Origin of the sequence: Microcoleus sp. A006_D1 (assembly GCF_036702805.1) — a bacterium.
Taxonomy (GTDB): domain Bacteria; phylum Cyanobacteriota; class Cyanobacteriia; order Cyanobacteriales; family Microcoleaceae; genus Microcoleus.
This window is the reverse complement of the sequence record NZ_JAUBVZ010000001.1, coordinates 489,142-508,109: the sequence shown is the minus strand read 5'-3', so window position 1 is coordinate 508,109 and position 18,968 is coordinate 489,142. Positions and strand designations below refer to the sequence as shown.

Below are 18,968 nucleotides of genomic sequence, written 5' to 3'. Positions count from 1 at the left end.
TAGCACAAGTAATTTTGTACTATATTAGTTGATAGCCGATTATTCTCCAAATTAAATTCATTTTTTATACAGGCATCTCCTCTAACACTTGCCCCGCACTCACAAGTGACAAAATCATGCAAATTTCCTCGAATTCTTCAAAAAAATTTAAGAACGGCGATCGCCCTCACGAAGACAGCTCATCTTTGTTAAGCAGCGAAGAACGATATAAAAATTTAGTAGCTAATATTCCCGGTGCTGTCTACCGCTGTACCTGCGACTGTCCGGGCGACGCCGGATCGATGCGGACTATGGTGTTTTTGAGCGAGGCTATTCAAGAAATATCTGGCTATCCATCCTCGGATTTTATCAACGATCGCGTCCGTTCTTTTGCCAGCATTATCCATCCTCAAGACAGCAAAAATGTCGATGCTGCTGTCGCAAAAAGTGTAGCAACTAGAACTCCGTACATCCTTGAATACCGCATTGTTCGGGCTGACGGCGAAATTAGCTGGGTTTACGAAAAAGGCCAAGGTGTCTGCTGCGAGGCGGATGAGACTAGAGGAAGACAAGAGGGACAAGCAGAAATTGAGGAATTATTGTCTGCTGTGGTTTCGCCGATTTCGCCGATCGCAAATTCTTTGTCTTCAGTTATCTATCTCGACGGAGTTATTTTGGATATTACTGAGCGCAAGCGCGCTGAGGAAAAGCTGCGAAAAACTCAAGATTTTCTGAATGCGGTATTGCAAAATCTGCCAGTTAGCGTCTTTATTAAAGATGCTGTGGAACAAAGATTTATTTATTGGAATACTGCTAGCGAAGAATTGTTTGGCTATTCCCGCGATGAAGTGCTGGGAAACAATGCTGCTGACTTGTTGGAAGCAGAGCAGGCTAATTACTTGCAAGTACAAGATTTAGAAGTATTTGCCACGGGAAAAGAGGTCGATTTGCCAGAAGAAACTATCCAACTTCCGCGCCGGGGAAAGCGAATTTTACACACTAAAAAAGTTCCTTTGTTTGACGATTCTGGCGCGCCCAAGTATATTCTGGCTATTGCTCAAGATATTACGGAAAGTAAAAAAACTGAAACAGAATTGTCGCGCTTGGCTCTCGTGGCTCAAAAAACGCAAAATGGTGTGATTATTACTGATGCTGAAGGCTGCATAGAATGGGTGAATGAAGGATTTACTCGGATTAGCGGTTATGTGCTGGCAGAAATGCTGGGACAAAAACCGGGTGATGTGCTGCAAGGCCCTCAAACAGATCCGGTAACTATTGCTCAATTGCGATCGGCTTTGACAGCGGGCGAACCCTTCAATCACGAAATTTACAATTACAGGAAGGATGGAAAGGGTTATTGGGTGGCGCTGTCGATCGCCCCAATTTATCAAGAAAATGGGGAACTTGAAGGTTTTATTGCGGTGCAAACTGATATTACCGATCGCAAACAAGCTACTGAATCTGTCAGGGAAAGCGAGAGTTATTACCGCTGCATTGTCGAGACGGCTTCGGAGGGCGTTTGGATGTTTGACGCCGACAGCACCACGACTTTTGCTAACAGCAGGATGGCCCAAATGCTGGGGTATACTGTGGAGGAAATGCTGGGGCGATCGCTATTTGAGTTTATTGATGACGAAGCTCGGGAAATAGCCGAAAGTTACGTGCAGCGCAGGCGGCAAGGCATTCGCGAACGCCACGATTTTCAGTTTACTCGCTCTGACGGCTCTCACTTGTGGGCGATCGTCTCAGCGACACCGATGTTCGATGCTGAGGGCGAATTTTCGGGGGTTTTGCGGATGATTACCGATATTAGCGATCGCAAACAAGCCGAAGCAGAATTGCGCCAAACTCTCCAAGAATTAGAATTTGAAAAATTTGCATTAGATCAATCAGCAATTGTCTCAAATACCGACGAATTCGGCGTTATTACCTATGTCAACGACCAATTTTCCGAACTCTTGAAATATTCCCGAGAAGAACTAATCGGCAAAACTCACAAACTTGTCAATTCCGGCTATCACCCAGCCGATTTTTTTAAGCAACTTTGGTCAACCATCCGCCAGGGAAATGTTTGGCGAGGAGAAATTAAAAATCAAGCTAAAGACGGTAAATTATTGTGGTTGGATACAACGATTGTACCTTTCTTAAATTCTCGGGGAGAACCCCACCAATATGTAGCAATTCGCAAGGATATTACCGATCGCAAACAAGCAGAAGAAGCGGTGCGCCTGTCCGAAAGTCAATTGAGGACTAAAAATCAAGAATTGGCCAAAGCCCTGCGGGACGTACATAAAACTCAAAGCATGATGGTGCAAAATGAAAAAATGGTAAGTTTGGGGCAGTTAGTAGCTGGGGTAGCTCACGAAATCAACAATCCAGTTAGCTTCATTTACGGCAACGTCATGCACGCTGACGATTACTTTCAAGACTTGCTAAGAATGCTGCAACTTTATCAGCGGGAATACCCGGAACCAACAGAGGCAATTAGAGAAGAAATAGACGATATAGATTTAATTTTCCTGCTCAAAGATTTGCCAAAACTGTTAACATCGATGAAAATGGGAGCAGAGCGAATTCGCCAAATTGTGCTATCGCTGAAGAATTTCTCGCGCTTGGATGAAGCGGAACAAAAGCAGGTTGACATTCACGAAGGCATTGAAAGCACTTTATTAATTTTGCAGCACAGGTTCAAAGAAACGGCAGGGCATCCGAAAATTGTGCTGCTTAAAGAGTTCGGAAATTTGCCCCGCGTACAGTGTTATGCTGGACAGTTGAATCAGGTATTTATGAATATTATTGGCAATGCCATTGATGCTTTGGAAGAGGCAATGGAAACCGGACAGTGGGCGGAGGGGGAACTGGCACCTATTCCTTATTGTCCTTCGCCGACGCTGCGGATTTGTACTGGTGTAAAATACGAGCAGGCTGCTGTTTCTGATGATTCTATCGGGCATCCTTCTCATATTGTGATTCGGATCGCTGACAACGGCCCCGGGATTCCGATAGAGGTTCATCAACGGCTGTTCGATCCGTTTTTTACTACGAAAGAACCGGGGAAAGGTACTGGTTTGGGGCTGTCTATCAGCTATCAAATTGTGGTAGAAAAGCACGGCGGTGAGCTTAAGTGCCATTCTGCACCGGGTCAAGGTACGGAATTTGCGATCGAGATTCCTGTCGCTAGAAGTTAGTTGACAGTTGACAGCTGACAGTTGACAGTTGACAGTTGACAGTTGATAGTTGACAGTTGATAGTTGACAGTAGTCAGTAGTCATTAGTCAGTAGTCATTAGTCAGCACTCAATTTACCATTAACAATGAATTACAACGTAATTTACGACGGCAATTGCAATCTCTGCGTTACCTTGGTGCAGTTACTAGAAAACTTAGACCAAGGCAAGAATTTTGAGTATATTTCAATGCAAGATTTAGAGGGATTAAAGCGCTTTGGGATAACTTCTGGCGATTGCGAAATGGGGATGATTTTGATAGATAAAAACAATCCAGAAAAACGGTGGCAAGGTAGCGATGCGGCGGAGGAAATCGGGCGGATATTGCCCGCTGGCGAGGTGTTTGTGGCTGCTTACCGGGCGATGCCGGGGATGAAGTGGATGGGCGATCGCGTGTACGAACAAGTGCGCGACAACCGCTATACTTTGTTTGGGAAGCGATCGACAACTTACAAATCGGCCTATGCAGTGGGCTGTAGGTCGATCGACAATTGCGACACTCAAAGCTAAAATCAAATCCCGCCTAAATATCCCCTTTATTTCTTCGTCCCTCTGAGCTCGGACATCGTTTGTGTAGGGGCGGTTTCAACCGCCGACTTACACCTTACAACAGACTTATTCTCAGCCATTAAACAAACCGAATATCTCGCGACAAAAGTGTTTGAGCTTTTCGCCCGACTCCGCAGCGGGCTCAGTTGCACCCACAAAACCCCAATTTTCCACAGTAGAAAAGCGCCACTGTTGACCAGTATGATCGTAACCAGCCGCCTCAACCCCGATCGCCCGCCGAGATCCTTCGACCGGATCTTGGTAAAATCGGATTTGAATCAAGATGCTGCGGCTTTGCAACAAGCGACTTCTACCGGGAAAATGGAAGCCAATGTCGATCGACTCAGGATCAACAAGTTCCCTAGTATCCTGATCATTCATCCAAGGTTTCAAATCAACTTTCGCATCAGGGAATTCCGACTTAAATAAATTAACAACCGCAGCAATTTTGCTCGTAAGTTCAATATTTCTAGCTTGTTCGGCAGCATTCACTGGCAAAACTCCTATCAAATACATTTATTACATTTAGCTAATAATGTAACTGTATATTGCCGAATATAAACTGTGAACAGCGGACTTTTTCATAGATAATTAGACATTGACAAATTTTAAAATTTATGTTAATCACTCTTAGTCCGCGCAGGCGGACTTCGCTTTCACTCTTTGTGGAACAGGCATCTTGCCTGTTCATAAATGCCACCCGACAATTCACTCTTTGTGGAACAGGCATCTTGCCTGTTCATAAATGCCACCCGACAATTCACTCTTTGTGGAACAGGCATCTTGCCTGTTCATAAAAATTGTGCAACATATGAGTTAATTCAAAGGAAGTGCGATCGCAAATTCCGTACCTGCACCCAACACAGACTCGCAACTCAGCTTACCGCCGTGGGTTTCTTCCACAATTTGCCTGCTGATAGACAGCCCCAAACCCGTACCTTTGCCGACTCCTTTGGTGGTAAACAAATGGTCAAATATCTTCGCCCTCACATCCCCTGACATCCCTCCCCCATTATCTTTGATGGTAATCACCACGCTGTTGCTATCCTGGGAGACATGGGTGATAATGGCGATCGTATTCGGTACAGCCTCAACCTCAGCATAACTACGACCCTGATTGAATTCGTCAAAACAGTCGATCGCATTTGCCAACAAATTCATAAACACCTGATTCAACTGCCCAAAATAACACTTAACAGGCGGCATATATCCATATTCCTTGATAATTTGAATTGCGGGGCGAGAATCATTAGCTTTCAGCCGATACTGCAAAATCAGCAAAGTGCTATCGATACCCTCATGAATATTTGCTGACACCTTATTCGCAGTATCAGCCCGGGAAAAAGTGCGAAGAGACGTGCTAATATTGCGAATACGCTCAGTCCCCGACTTCATCGACAACAGCATTTTCGGCAAATCTTCCATCAAATATTCCAAATCAATATCCGACGCTTTATCCTCCAATTCATCTCCAGGATTCGGGAACTTTTCTTGATAAAGTTGCAAATAATCAATCAAATCCGAACTCGCCTCAGCAGCAGCATCAACATTCCCCGCAATAAAACCCAGCGGATTATTAATTTCGTGAGCCACCCCTGCAATCAAATTACCCAAAGCCGACATTTTTTCGCTTTGAATCAGTTGCAGTTGCGCCTCTTGCAATTCATTAAAAGATTTTTCTAACTGTTGAGACTTCTCTTTTTCCCGTGCGTACAAACCAGCATTTTCTACAGCAATCGCAACTTGAGAAACCAACACCTTAAATACTTCTACCCTCTCATCGGTAAAAGCTCCTACCGTCAAAGCATTTTCGAGATAAATAATTCCGCGCCGCTGAGATTGATAAATAATCGGCAAACATAGAATTGACTTTGGTTGATATTTCCCAATGTAAGCATCCGCATTAAAAGGTGCGGCGACAGTCGCATTGTCTAAAACCAGATGCTTTTTAGTGCGGTGTACATAATTGATCGCAGACTGGGGTACATCTTGAGAATTTTCTACTGGAATAGACGGTAAAAGTTTCACCTTATCCTCCCCAGCAGTGCCAGTAGCTTCTATGCAGAGAACATCATTTTTCAGCAGCAGCAGCACTACTTTTTGAGCCGCCGCATTTTCCAACAAAATATTGATTAACTTAGTCAATAACTTGTCGAGAACAATTTCACTGGTAATCGCTTGGGAAGCTTTGACAAAAGCGCTCAAATCTAAGAAATGGCCGAAACCGTTACTGGTAGTGCTTCCCGTATTGGTGCGGGTGACATCTAGGGTTCGGGTTTCTGTTGTGCGCGTTTGTGCGACTAAGAAAGGATATCTAGATTCTAAATCTTTGACTTTAGCTAAAGCTCCCCAGCGGATGTAGGCATAATATGCTTTGGTAAGGTATGCTTGAGAGATTATTTTTTTGCCCAAAAATTCATAGAATTCTCCGGCTAATTCATAAGCTAATGCTTCCTCTTGGATGTATTTGTTTTTTTGAGCTCCGGCAATCGCGCGATCGTAATAATCCATTGCTCGCTCATTCTGCCCTAACACTCGCGCTTTCTCGGCTTCTACCAAATCATATTTGTGTTGGTGGTTCATGGGAGCGTGAGCGGCCCATTTTTTCATCTTTTTTTGTAACTGTATCACTTTTTTAAGATATTGTTTTTGCTCGCCTTGGCCAGCTTGGGGAAACAAAGCGAGGAGACTGAGAGAGTAGTAGAAGTTGCTGATGGAAACCACATAAAATCCCGCAGCGGCTTCTTCATATTTTTCAAATAACCTTGAATTATCCAAGGCTTGCACGTAGTTTTTGAAGAAAAAATTAAGCTGAGCTTTGGCGCTATAAATCGAACAAACTAAAAGAAAGTTTTTAGATTCTCTCAAAGCGGGGAGCGTTTCAACTTCATTAAAGCTCTCGCCGACTAAATGGCATGGTTCGACAGCTTTTCCGCAGAAATTGAGACCTGTCTGCCTCCGTATACTTATATACGGTACAGCCATTTCTAATTTAAGTTGCTGCATTAATTTCACATACTTACCAGTCTCCTGTTCAACCAGCTCTAGAGGCTCTCCCATCAATAGTTTGTAATTGCAGTATTCGCCTATAGCATAACCTGCATATTCTAAGTCTCCACTTTCCATCCCGGCTTTAAAACCTTCGATTAGATAGCCTAATACTGAGTTGAGCTCGGATTTCCAATGTTTAATAAAACAACTAAAAACTGCATAAACTCTACTTTTGAGCGAACGGGATTGAAATTTGTCTAACAGCCTAATTGCCAGTTCGCCGAATTGGTATCCCGAATTGATATCCCCTAGCCTGCACAGGATTACACCATAATAAACGTAGGCGATACTAGCATAAGGCGAGTTGCCATATTTAACGCACTGCTGGATCATCATAAATGTCAGCAGCGGTAGCAGTTGCGGTTTTGCCTGAACAGCACTGCTGAGAATCCCTGATGAAATCCGCATGATTGCTTGTTTATGAGGCTCGGTCATTTCTGGCAAGTTATCCAAATCCTCAACTCGTTTCGTTCCCAAACTTAGTTTGGTCTTAATCAGTCCCGCCAAAATATTGAGCATATTGGGGTTTTGAGGAAAATAAATGCCTAACAGTTTCAGCACTTGCAGTCCTGTATTTAGTGATTCTACCAGTCTATTCTGAGCATTGTAAGACTGGATTTGAAGTTCATAAACCTTCACTTTTTCCAGTAAATTTTTAGCTTTTTGCACTACGATATTGACCAGTTCTTTTGAATCTTCATAGTTGATGTTTAAGTATTCAGCTTCTGCTGTTGACTCGTAAATTGCTAACGTTAAGTCATACTCACTTTGCCAACAATCCACTGGCAATAATTCCATAGCAACCCGCAAATACCTGACAGCAGCTTCATAAGCAGCCGCCGCTTTTGCCTTGCGTCCAGCCGTTAAATTTAATTTTGCTAACTGGTTTTTTTGTGACTGTTGGCTAATCGTGTCAATTCCGACATTCAACTGATTGACAATATCAAAAATGTTGTCTTCTAGCTGTTCGGGTGGAGTGTTCTGTAACAGTAATTGACCGATTTTTAAATGGGTGGATTGCTTCTGAGCTTCAGGAATCAGCGAATAGGCGGCTTGCTGGACGCGATCGTGCAAAAAGCGATATCCCACCCGCGACGTGTCAAAACTCAGATTAACCGCCTCTCCGGGCGTAAATAGTAAAGGGATGCGATAGGCATCGCTCAAAGGCAGAATTAACCCGGATTGCAAAGCCGAATAAAGTTCGGTAGCTGTAGCATTAGCCGACTGTTCGCTGACAATAGACAGCACATCGAGAGCAAATTTATCACCCACACAAGCTGCTAATTTCAATATTTTCTGCGTAGATTCTGGCAATTTTTCAATGCGAGAAGCTACGAGTTCTACTACACTTTTATCGGTAATTCCAATCGCTTGGATTTCATCGATATTCCAATCCCAGCCGCCTTTACTTCCATCATTTGTAATGCTAGAAAAATCAAATGTCAAAAGATTATCTTGATAAAGTGCTAGGAGTAATTGCGTCAAAAAAAAAGGATTTCCACCCGTTTTATTCCAGATTAACTCTGCTAGAGTTGTAAGTTTTTCTGTGCAATCGTTAAGCGTATCAGCAACTAACTCAGTCACATCTGCTAAATCCAGCGGTTGCAGCACAATATTGTTGACAATCGTACCAGTTTTTTCAATTTCTTCTACAGTCTGAATTAACGGGTGAGTCGGACTAACTTCATTATCTCGATACGCACCAATTACCAATAGATATTGCTGTTCCGGGTCAGTAATCAGCAGTTGCATTAATTTCAAGGTTGCTGAATCAGCCCACTGCAAATCGTCTAAAAATATGACTAGCGGGTGTTCTTTTTGCGCGAAAACCCGCAGAAACTCTTTGAACAGCCGATTGAAGCGATTTTGTGCTTCTGTCGGGCCGACTTCCGGCACTTCTGGCTGTTTACCAATTATTAATTCAAGTTCTGGAATCACATCGGCAATTACTTTGCCGTCTGTTCCCAATGCTGTTAATATTTTCGTGCGCCATGTTTCCAAAGAAGCTACACTTTCTGTTAGCAACTGCCGCAGCAAGGAGTTAAATGCTTGGATTAATGAGGCATAGGGAATGTTTCGTTTGAATTGGTCGAATTTGCCGCTGATGAAGTAACCTTTTGACTTGGTAATAGGTTTGCTAACTTCATTGACTACGGCTGATTTGCCGATACCTGAGTAACCAGAGACTAGCATTAGTTCGCTGGTTCCTGATAAGGGCGGGTTTTGTTCTGAGGTTGTTAGTTTTTCTAACAAATTGTTGGCTAAACCCGCCCCTACACGTTCAAATGCTGCTAATAGTTCGTTGACTTGTTGTTCCCGCCCGTACATTTTTTGGGGTATTAACAGTTGGCTGAGAATATCTAAGCGGCCGGGGATGAAATTTACTATTTCGCCTGCGGTTTCTAGCTGATGCAAACAAGTTTCTAAGTCTGCTAACAATCCGGCCGCACTTTGATATCTGGCTTCGGCGTTTTTTGCCATCAATTTCATCACAATTTCTGAGATGGCTGCGGGGATTTCGGAATTGATTTGATGCGGCGAAATTGCTGGAACTGCGATGTGGCTGTAAACTATTTCTAAGGGGTCGTTGCTGGGGAAAGGCAAATTTCCGGTCAGCATTTCATACAAGGTGATGCCGAGGGAATAAAAGTCGGTGCGGTAGTCGAGGGTGCGGTTCATTCTCCCGGTTTGTTCGGGTGACATATAGGCTAATGTGCCTTCGACTGAGTTGGGATTGTTGAATTGTGGGTTTTCTTTGTTGAGTTTTGTGGCAATGCCGAAGTCGGTGAGTTTTACTTGTTTTGTTTGCGAGTTAATTATGATGTTGCTGGGTTTGATGTCTTTGTGGATTATGTGCTGACAATGCAGGTATTGTAGGGCTTTGACTATTTGGATGGCGATGTTTAAATTTGCTCGCAGACTTAATGTTTCTCTTTCTAGGAGTTGGGCTAGGGATTCGCCGCCAAAGTCTTCTAAAACCAGTCCTAATCGGTGGTCAAATGTTTCGAGGCTGATGGCTTTGACGATTTGTTCGCTGTCTAAATTTTGTCGGATTTGATATTCGTGCTTGAGCCTGGTAATGGCTTCGAGTGTGGGATATTCGGCTTTGAGGACTTTCAGAATTGTTGCGGGTTCGTCTGTGGATGTTTGGGCGCGATAGATGATTGTTTCGATGCCTTCATGTAGGGTAGAATCGATTTTGTATTCTGATAATTTTAACATATGTTAACTTGAGATTACATCATCTAATTATTAGTATAATAACACTACTTTATCTTGATTTTGCGTGATTCAGGTCATGAATTTTTCGATCCCCAATCACACGCAAGATACACTAAGTGAGAACACGGCTGCGATCGTCGGTATCAACAAACATCTTAAATGTAATATCGGTCTTTTGTGTGAGTCCAGAATGCTTTCGATCCCCCCTAACCCCCCTTAAAAAGGGGGGGGACTGGAGGGAGGAAAGTCCCGGTTTTAAGGGAAGTTGGGGGGAATGGTTGTCAATCGGTGATAACGGTAACTTCGCGATATTCAGCAAGAGCTTTTGTGTCCGGTAAAATACGGACGCGGGCGAATTTTAAACCGCTGACTCCTTGCAGTGATTCTACCATACCGGTCTGCACTTTTGCTTCTACCCAACCTTCGCGTGACAAGTAGCGCAAGTATTGTTGATACTCTTCCCATTCGTCTTCGGTTGAATAAACTACGGTTAGCATTCCTGACTGGGTAATGCGCTCTTGTGCGTCTTTGTCAACGGCTTTTTCGATCCGCTTTTTGACGAGTTCGTAGCGGATGTCGCGAGTGCCTTTAACGTCGAACATTTTTTCGGTGTTTTCGTTGTGGAAAATGTCGATGGTGGTATTCTGTACTAAGACTAAATGGGCGAGTTCCATGTTGATTTGGGACTCGGCTTGCAGGCGAAAAACTGTGCGGGCGCAGTCGCAAATTGCTCGCAGTTGTTCGTACCGCAAACTGTGCAGGTGAAATTGGCTGAATTTGGGTTCAATAGATTTCCCGACATAAATCATGTGATCCATGCCGTCGGTGCATTCGATGTCGCAGTAGTGGGGGAGGATTTGCTGCATTTTTTCTTGCCAGCGGGCCCAGGTTTCTTGGAGTTTGCTGCCGATGAGGTTGAGCATTTGATCGTAGCGAGTACGATCGCCATAAACGCAGTTGTGTTCGTTTTCACAGGCGGCTCGGTAAGCTTCAACTGCTGCCAGAACCAGGGGCCCGCATTGCACAAAATAGTCAAAATAAACTTCTAAACGCTCGTTTAAATACTCGGCTGCTCTCACTTCCATATCGACTGTTACTTTTTGTTTTAAATGCTCGATGTAGTCGAGCAAGTCGAGCCGCAGTTGCTCGCCGAGGTGGGTAGTTTGTGTTTCGCAAACGGCATCGGCTATGGCTAAACCTAAGCGGAATTGTTCGAGCAAATCTGTTTGAATGGCTCGGTTTCTTTCGTCGCTGGAACCGCGAATGTCGGAAATTCCGTACAGCGGGTGAACGTCTGCAAATACGATCGTCTCTTGGGGCAGTCCCCAACTGCGCCTTTCTGCTTCTTGAGCGAACCGCCATTCGACTGCGGGATGAATGTTGTGAATGTGGGTAAACCGCTGCTGGATGGCTTGCCGCAGGGCTGCAATGAAGGCGGGAATGAGTTCTTGGGCGTGTTGGGCGTCAATGTTGTTGAAGTGGTTTGCCCGATCGCACAACAGCCCCACTACGCCCAAAATCCGCAGCCCGCACCCGTCGCGGGTGACAGATTTGACCACCAGCGGTACTAGCAGCATCGATTGAGTGCCCATTTTCCGCAAAGTTCGATCGCACTCGGTGCGGCACTCGCGGCGCAAGTCTGGGACGTTCCAAACTTGATTTGCTGCGGTGGCCTTGAAGAAGTGAGAAGCTTCTAGGGAGTCCATTGAATAAACAATCGGCTGTAAATGTTGACCGTCTTTGGCAACTAATAGCTGTACCTGTTCGCCGTCGGGGCGCATTAGCAAAGTGCCGTCAGCATTAAAGAGCGATCGCAAACACTGATCGATTCTCTCAAATTTGTCAGGGCGCAGCATCGAATTGCGATCGATCAATAACTGAGTCAGCCGTCGAATTTGCTCCTGTACGGTGACATCAAAACCTTCTAGCAGCAGCAAACCTTCGACGCGGTAATTATCCAACTTTAGTCGATCGGCTAAATTTGCCAGTTGATTCGGCTGCATCAGCCAAGCTTCCCGTTCTGCAACAGGCATTAAATTTAAAGGAAGATCCGTAAATTCATCAACTTTTGAGTCAATCCGAGTAATTTTCAACTGTTCCGATCCCAGCCAAAATTCAATAAATTTAGGTTCTCGATGTTGGGAATTTTTTATACTCGCCGTGACAGGTTCGTCTAGCACCCGCAAACTGTCGAGGTCAATTTGATAAAATTGCTTAAATACCCAGTGTAAAAGGTGACGGCGGTACAATTGCTCTGCTGTTTTGGCATCCCAATCCTCGAACAGTTCCAGCAGACTGATGCCAGTTTCTGTAAACCAACCGTTATTAGATTGAGTTACCAAGGGCGTGCCCTCCCAACCGGCCAAGCGGCAAAATGCCGTGTTAGCGTAACGCATGGCAAAAGTTCCCGGTTCCATGACTGCGATTAAAACGCGGCGATCGCCTAGAAATTGAAACAGTCGCTCTAAATCTTGTTTCCAAGTTTTCAAACGTTCAATTTCAGCAGATTCACTGGGTACTTGAGCCGCCAAAGCTTCCAGTATCTCTTCCATGCTTGGTTCCGGGAGATTTTCACTGTGCGGCTCCGTGGAAACGATACCTGCTGTTGGCAGTGATTTTACGGAGTTATTGTTGTTTGGATGGGCCGACGATTTAGGAGTAGACATGAGTAAAACACCTGAAAACAGTGGATTTTGTTAAATAATGAGCGATCGGGGATTTATGGCTTTGTCAAGAACTTAGAACCTGTTTGTAAAGTTTGTGTATGGGTATCGGAAACTGGGTGTTTTCACGGGCGATCGACCCAGAAACTTTTACTTTTCTTCAAAAACAATCTCTTAGTCTTGACGTTATAGGTGATATTAACGTTTTTCTCACCTGCTGGGTAACACCCATTATAAGCGGTAAGCCGTAGCGGATAGTGTCAGCGACTAATGCTATTTCACTCAGAGGCGAGATATCTAGCAGATTTGGGTTAAACGAGGCACAGCGCTAGTAATTAGGAATTGGTAATTAGTAATTGGCAATTGGTAATTGGCAAGTAGGTTGCGAGTCACTAATTCAGGAAATAAAAGTTAGTAAAAATACACTAAACTTGCTGTTTGGCAATTTACTAATTAAAATATATAATACAGCAAGCAGCGTTTTTAAAAGGAGATACCTATGGCTCTAACGATTAACAATCTCATCGGCGATCTGACTGGATTTCCTGTATTTGCTGGCGGCGGGCCGCGTTTTTTGGGATTTGCTACATCAGATGAGATTGATGTAGAAGATGGAAATTTGTCGTCTTTTCCTTGGGGAGTTTGGGGACTCGACGGCAACGATACTATAGCAGGTTCGTCGGATTCCAACGAACGGCTGTTAGGAAATAATGGCAATGATGTTATCGGAGGTGGCGGCGGAAATGACATAATTTACGGCGGGAAAGATAACGATCTCCTGGATGGAAATGATGGCAACGATGTAGTTAGGGGCGACGCGGGAAACGACATTATCTTTGGAGGGCCCGGGAACGATATTTTGCGGGGAGGGCAAGGAGACGACGATTTAGACGGCAATGACGGCAACGATTTCTTAGTGGGCGATCGCGGAGTTGACGTGCTGACGGGAGGCCCCGGTGCTGACGTATTTGTACTCAGAAGCAACGAACAATTTGGAGTCAATGGAGCCGATGTTATTACAGATTTTAGTTTTGACGAGGGCGATCGTATCGGTTTGACAGACGGTTTAACAGAATTAGACCTCCTCTTCACAGACGACAATCTGATCGCTTACGAAAACGACGGAATTATCAACGATATGGTGATTCGCAACGCCAGAAACGGACAGATTTTGGGAGTTGTTTTAAACACGGATAACTTTGAACTTGTCGGCTCTTTTGAACAAGCAAGTCCGTTTGCTTTGGCAGTAAACGGTTCCCAGTTCCAGTTTTTGGCTTAGCTATTTGTAGGCCGATTTTAGGGGCGGGCTAGTTCCGGGTAGGGACACGGCACTGCCGTGTCCCTACAGTTATGTACTTTGAAATTGTTTCGGAATGCTGTTCGAGGTTGCTAATTATTTGGGAAGTAGAGGGGCGATCTCACTTATGTCAGAAATGCCGAAAATGTACGAAATGTACGAATTGTCAGAACAATCGAAATAACCTGAAAACCTCCACTATTTCTAGCCTGCGGAGATTTCATTTTCGCCTATACTATTCGGAGTATAAAAAATCTCACTCTTGTGCAATTACTTATGAATAGGGGTTATTCGCGGTTTGATTCCCTCGCCAGCATCCTAGCAGGAACGGTAACGGTAGCAGGAGTAGTCGTTTTTGCGCCTGCACCGATTTTCGCTATGTCTTCGCCAGAAATTGCAAAATTAGCTGAATCTGTCACCGTTCAAATCAATGCACAAACAAGTGGTGGCGGGACTGGATTTATTATTGCAAAACAAGGGACAACTTATACGGTTTTGACATCTAACCACGTAGTGGCTGACACTAAAGATACCTTTAAGATTCGCACTAATACGAAAAAAGAATATCAAGTAACCCGTAGTGTACTATTGCAGAAAGGCCAGAATGCTCCCGATTTAGCAGTAGTAACATTTAACAGTGCAGAATCTTATCCTGTTGTAACTTTAGGTGATTCCGAACAAGCGGCAGTCGCTACACCAATTTTTGTGTTTGGCTATCCAGGTATTCCGGCTAGCAGAAACTACCAAGAAGAACGTAATTTTGAGTTTTCACCTGGATATGTTACTAGCCGTATCCCCAATCATCCACAAGGTTATAATTTGCGCTACAATGCTATTACGAAAGGGGGAATGAGTGGAGGGCCGGTATTTGATGGAGAAGGGCGCGTAGTTGGAGTTCATGGAGAGGGCGATCGCGATTACGATCCTGTCACAGACGGAAAAGTCCGCACAGGTTTAGCATTTACTAAAACGGGATTTAATTCAGCGGTTCCTATTAACACTTTTATCGCTAAATTATCGGAAGCTGGTTTAAATCGATCGGCACTTTTGATAAATACCTCTCCCACAGCTAATGCACCCCTGAAACTCAATAATCCCCAAGATGCTAAGACTTATTATGTTCGGGGTTTAACTAGGTTCGATCGGGGAGATGCGCCAGGGGCTGTGGCCGATTTTACCAAAGCGATTCAAACTCAATCGGATTATGTAGAAGCTTATTTCTATCGGGGACTTGCCTATTTTGATTTGAGAGAAATTCCCAGAAGTATCGCTGATTATAGCAGGGCGATCGCCCTAAATGGCAGTTATCTCGATGCGTACTACAATCGGGGGCTGGTTTTGTCGGCGATGGGAGATAAACCGGGGGCGATCGCAGATTATACTCAAGTTATCCGTCAGGATCGAAACTTTGCAGCGGCTTACAACAACCGAGGTGTAGCGCTTTCGGACTTGGGCGATCAAAAAGGGGCGATCGACGATTTCAATCAAGCGCTGCAAATTAATCCCGGTCGCGCCAACACTTATTTTAACAGAGGATTGGCGCTATTTCGCATCAATAACGATCGCTCTGCCTTAGCTGATTACACTCAAGCAATTCAACTCAATCCCAGTTATGCTAAGGCTTATGCTAATCGAGGCATTACGTTGGTGAGAATGGGAGATACAAAAGGGGCGATCGCAGATTTGCAGCAAGCCGCCCGTTTATTTAGGGCTCAAGGAATGAATGCAGATGCTCAGAAAGCATTAGATTTGATTGGTCAACTGCAAAAATAGGATTGATTTGATACAGAATATTTGTAGGGAAACGGCACTGCCGTGTCCGTATTCCTCACACAATATTCGTAGGGAAACGGCACTGCCGTGTCCGTATTCCTCACACAATATTTGTAGGGAAACGGCACTGCCGTGTCCGTATTCCTCACACAATATTCGTAGGGAAACGGCACTGCCGTGTCCGTATTCCTCACACAATATTTGTAGGGAAACGGCACTGCCGTGTCCGTATTCCTCACACAATATTTGTAGGGAAACGGCACTGCCGTGTCCGTATTCGCCCGTATCCTCAACTATCGAAAAAAATACAGAAAGAGGACACAGCAGTGCTGTGTCCCTACAGCCCTAAAACCTCACCGTCACCAAAATCACCCGCCGAGGCTGATTTTCCGCTTCAACAATATACTCAACACGCCCAAAACCTTTCGGCCCAGGTTCAACTAAATCGTAGCGAGAAGTCACCGTCCCCGCTGCTGTGTCATATTGAGCAAAAACAGCACCAGGATTTCTCCCAGCAGAGGCATCGCTATCACCTCCCCAAGAACTCAAATCATCTATTCGCGATCGACTTGGCAATAGTGATGCTGCAATTTCTGGAGGTGTTAATCTTTGATCCGCTAAGACTTGTTGAGCGTTATGAATAGCGCACATTGTCGGCCCGGAAATTTTGGCATCGCTATATTGATCTTCCCACTTTTGTACGAAGCCAAAGCCAACATTCGGGCCGACTTGCTCCTGTCTTTGCCGACCCCACAGCCGACTTACAGATAAAGTATTATCCTCCTCGCTCTTGCCTACCTGACCTAATTCAGTTCTTTTGCTAGTAAAATTGCGCTCAACAAATTCTTTATCTGCCCTGCGAATAGCGTTGGCTGCCGCTGGTTTTATTTGACTGCTAACATTACTATTTCCTTGTAAGATTGGTGATAGAACACCGGGGATAGGCTGTGCTCCACAATATTTTTGAATACCGCTGAAAACGCGATCGGCTGATAAGGCACTAATCGGAAATTCTAGGGAATAAGCTTCGGCAGGTTTGGGGAAAAAGATGCCCGATGTTGCGGAAGCGGCAAAAGAAGCACCACCCCAGATGATGATACGATTAAATTGACGGCGGCTGATACTCATAATTTATCTTCTCCCTGGAGAGCTTGCCCCTGGTACAACTTGAAATTTGAAAAAGTGATAACTCCTGTTGTTACAATTTTGAGCTGTGGAACAAGAGATATCAATAGATAAACTTTTACCATTACTAATATCTGCCAGCATTGTATTAATCCTTCCAGGCTTACCAACCTCAGAAGCTACTTCATTTCCATCTACATAAACCTCGATTTTTGGTGGTGAAATCTCACTGCGATCGTCAACTCCATACTCCAATCGGAGAGAAGCGCGACCGCCTGGAAGTTTACAAGTCCAACTGGCCTCGCGTACACTCATAATACTGGTGTATATCTGTCTGCCTATAACAATGTCTGTAGGCTTCCTCTCAAAATATTGTAGGTAGCCCCTATTGTTAAGATAACCCCCTGTAACAATACATTGCAGGTCTAGTATATGAATAGGCCGCTGGGCCTGGGCCACCTGTGCCCCAACAGTCGCTAGAGTAAAAGACAACACCCCAGCCGCGAACAAACCACTGAGCCACCGAACTCGCTTCATAAAATATCCTGCCAAAACTTTAAACTACTATAAAGGATGAGCTGTGTAGGAAAAGTCCTGACTTTCGACAGATGACAAAATCTAAATTGTTTCATTTGTAAGAAATGTCAGGTATAATAAATCATGTAAACTCCAGCGTCTCCTTTATGTATGGATATTGCCGCAGCTTTAAAACTGGCAGATGACCTAGTTTTTGTCCAAACGGGAAAGCGCTTAGATTATGTGCAAGAAGCTATCCTGCGGGGAACTTTAAAAAAACGCACTTACACGCAAATTGCTAAGGAAGTTTACTCAAGTTCAAGTCATGTGAGAAATGTCGGTTCGGAACTCTGGAAAATACTTTCTGAAGGATTGGGAGAAAATATTACTAAAGCTAGTTTGAAACCAATATTAGAAAAGGGTACATTTTATAATTATCAATTTGCTATTGTTGAAAATGTAACAGGTGAGAATATAACAGTTAATAAAAACGTCAATATTTGTTCTAAAAAAGCCCGATCGCCCGCAACTCCCCAAAACCCCCAACCAACAGCCAAACAGCCCCGCATCGACTTAGGCGACGCACCGGAAATCCTCACGTTTTACGATTCCCTACGGGATAGCTTCGCTTCACGCACTTCCCAACTCACCACCCTCGAAAACTGGATTTTAGCAAGTCGCACCCGTCTGATCAGCATCCTCGGATTAGCTGGAAGTGGCAAAAGTGCGATCGCCCTCCAACTCATCCCACAAATTCACCACCAATTCGACTGCATCATCTGGCGCAGCCTCCGCCACTCTCCACCACTGAGTGCACTGGAAACCGACTTAATCAAATTCTTGGGCGATCGCCAACCAACCGAGTTACCATCAATTATCGAATATTTGCGATCGCACCGCTGTCTGATCGTACTCGATGATGTCCAAACAATCTTCAGCAGCGGACAACTAGCAGGCAACTACAAACCAGGCTATGAAAATTATGGCACTTTCTTCAAACAAATAGGAGAATCATGTCACAACAGTTGCTTAGTTTTGCTCAGTTGGGAAAAACCCAGAGAAATTGCAGCATTAGAAGGCGATCACAAAAATTGTCAAACATTGCAACTCAATGGTTTAGGCGAATCAGCACGAGAACTCTTCACAGAAAAAGGTTTACTTGAATCAGAAAACTGGTCAGAATTGATTGAGCTTTACAAAGGCAATCCATTGTGGTTAAATATAGTATCGACAATAATTCAAGACTTATTTGATGGCAAAGTTTCGGCTTTCTTATCTTATGATAGTCTGGTTTTAGGAGATTTAGAATATTTATTGCACCAACATTTTCAACGATTGTCGGAATCCGAAAAACAGGTGATTTCCTGGTTAGCCAATCAAACCGCAGCAGTCGAAATCTCAAACAAGCCAAGGAATCTCGAACTATCGCCGTCAGAATTCCTGAAAGCCTTGGAATCCTTGAGACGGAGGTTGTTGATAGAAAAAGTGCAAACAGACGAGTGTACGTTGTTTAGTGTTCAGCGGGCGATCGCAGAATATGTAAAAACTAACATCAAATAAACTGGAA

General features: G+C 44.3%; 11 protein-coding genes. 5 read left to right on the top strand and 6 right to left on the bottom strand.

Translation table 11 applies throughout. The annotated features are described in order from the left end of the window. The first annotated feature begins 116 nt into the window (after window positions 1-116). A complete protein-coding gene (locus QUB68_RS02055) occupies window positions 117-3,167 on the top strand; it encodes a PAS domain S-box protein (RefSeq protein WP_332988892.1) in 3,051 nt (1,016 codons plus the stop codon). 125 nt (window positions 3,168-3,292) lie between these two features. Beyond that, a complete protein-coding gene (locus QUB68_RS02050; RefSeq protein WP_332988890.1) occupies window positions 3,293-3,715 on the top strand; it encodes a thiol-disulfide oxidoreductase DCC family protein in 423 nt (140 codons plus the stop codon). Between the two features lie 111 nt (window positions 3,716-3,826). On the opposite strand, the gene QUB68_RS02045 is transcribed toward QUB68_RS02050, so the two are convergent. From QUB68_RS02045 to QUB68_RS02035, 3 genes are all read right to left on the bottom strand, one after another. Beyond that, on the bottom strand, window positions 3,827-4,246 hold the full coding sequence (locus QUB68_RS02045; protein ID WP_332989219.1) for a hypothetical protein: 420 nt from the start codon (window positions 4,244-4,246) through the stop codon (window positions 3,827-3,829). Window positions 4,247-4,570: 324 nt separating this feature from the next. Continuing rightward, complete coding sequence (locus QUB68_RS02040) at window positions 4,571-10,027, bottom strand: trifunctional serine/threonine-protein kinase/ATP-binding protein/sensor histidine kinase (protein ID WP_332988888.1); 5,457 nt, start codon at window positions 10,025-10,027, stop codon at window positions 4,571-4,573. A 281-nt stretch (window positions 10,028-10,308) separates the two neighbouring features. Beyond that, complete coding sequence (locus tag QUB68_RS02035) at window positions 10,309-12,693, bottom strand: GAF domain-containing protein (RefSeq protein ID WP_332988886.1); 2,385 nt, start codon at window positions 12,691-12,693, stop codon at window positions 10,309-10,311. A gap of 496 nt (window positions 12,694-13,189) precedes the next feature. Between QUB68_RS02035 and QUB68_RS02030 the strand changes: the two genes are divergently transcribed. Both QUB68_RS02030 and QUB68_RS02025 read left to right on the top strand, forming a co-directional pair. Continuing rightward, the gene (locus QUB68_RS02030) at window positions 13,190-13,969 is read left to right on the top strand and encodes a calcium-binding protein (protein ID WP_332988884.1); all 780 of its coding nucleotides are present in this window, start codon (window positions 13,190-13,192) and stop codon (window positions 13,967-13,969) included. A gap of 294 nt (window positions 13,970-14,263) precedes the next feature. Continuing rightward, entirely contained in the window at window positions 14,264-15,760 is a 1,497-nt protein-coding gene (locus QUB68_RS02025; protein ID WP_332988883.1) for a tetratricopeptide repeat-containing S1 family peptidase, read from the top strand. On the opposite strand, the gene QUB68_RS02020 is transcribed toward QUB68_RS02025, so the two are convergent. The 3 genes from QUB68_RS02020 to QUB68_RS02010 all read right to left on the bottom strand — a co-directional run bounded on the left by QUB68_RS02020 (window position 15,731) and on the right by QUB68_RS02010 (window position 17,200). Beyond that, a complete protein-coding gene (locus tag QUB68_RS02020) occupies window positions 15,731-16,003 on the bottom strand; it encodes a hypothetical protein (protein ID WP_332988880.1) in 273 nt (90 codons plus the stop codon). The two genes, QUB68_RS02025 and QUB68_RS02020, sit on opposite strands and share 30 nt — an antisense overlap. A gap of 102 nt (window positions 16,004-16,105) precedes the next feature. Next, a complete protein-coding gene (locus QUB68_RS02015; RefSeq protein ID WP_332988878.1) occupies window positions 16,106-16,888 on the bottom strand; it encodes a Tat pathway signal protein in 783 nt (260 codons plus the stop codon). A gap of 3 nt (window positions 16,889-16,891) precedes the next feature. Continuing rightward, window positions 16,892-17,200 carry a hypothetical protein gene (locus QUB68_RS02010; protein ID WP_332988876.1) on the bottom strand — a complete coding sequence of 103 codons (309 nt, stop codon included), beginning with the start codon at window positions 17,198-17,200 and terminating at the stop codon, window positions 16,892-16,894. 372 nt (window positions 17,201-17,572) lie between these two features. Here QUB68_RS02010 and QUB68_RS02005 point away from each other — a divergent pair, with 372 nt between their 5' ends. Further along, the gene (locus tag QUB68_RS02005) at window positions 17,573-18,961 is read left to right on the top strand and encodes an NB-ARC domain-containing protein (RefSeq protein WP_332988874.1); all 1,389 of its coding nucleotides are present in this window, start codon (window positions 17,573-17,575) and stop codon (window positions 18,959-18,961) included. Window positions 18,962-18,968: the final 7 nt, after the last annotated feature.

What these genes read in the sequence shown, in the direction of transcription:
- QUB68_RS02055 (WP_332988892.1), top strand. Translation starts at nt 117, where the DNA reads ATGCAAATTTCCTCGAATTCTTCAAAAAAATTTAAGAACGGCGATCGC.
- QUB68_RS02050 (WP_332988890.1), top strand. Translation starts at nt 3,293, where the DNA reads ATGAATTACAACGTAATTTACGACGGCAATTGCAATCTCTGCGTTACC.
- QUB68_RS02040 (WP_332988888.1), bottom strand. Translation starts at nt 10,027, where the DNA reads ATGTTAAAATTATCAGAATACAAAATCGATTCTACCCTACATGAAGGC.
- QUB68_RS02035 (WP_332988886.1), bottom strand. Translation starts at nt 12,693, where the DNA reads ATGTCTACTCCTAAATCGTCGGCCCATCCAAACAACAATAACTCCGTA.
- QUB68_RS02030 (WP_332988884.1), top strand. Translation starts at nt 13,190, where the DNA reads ATGGCTCTAACGATTAACAATCTCATCGGCGATCTGACTGGATTTCCT.
- QUB68_RS02025 (WP_332988883.1), top strand. Translation starts at nt 14,264, where the DNA reads ATGAATAGGGGTTATTCGCGGTTTGATTCCCTCGCCAGCATCCTAGCA.
- QUB68_RS02015 (WP_332988878.1), bottom strand. Translation starts at nt 16,888, where the DNA reads ATGAGTATCAGCCGCCGTCAATTTAATCGTATCATCATCTGGGGTGGT.
- QUB68_RS02010 (WP_332988876.1), bottom strand. Translation starts at nt 17,200, where the DNA reads ATGAGTGTACGCGAGGCCAGTTGGACTTGTAAACTTCCAGGCGGTCGC.
- QUB68_RS02005 (WP_332988874.1), top strand. Translation starts at nt 17,573, where the DNA reads ATGGATATTGCCGCAGCTTTAAAACTGGCAGATGACCTAGTTTTTGTC.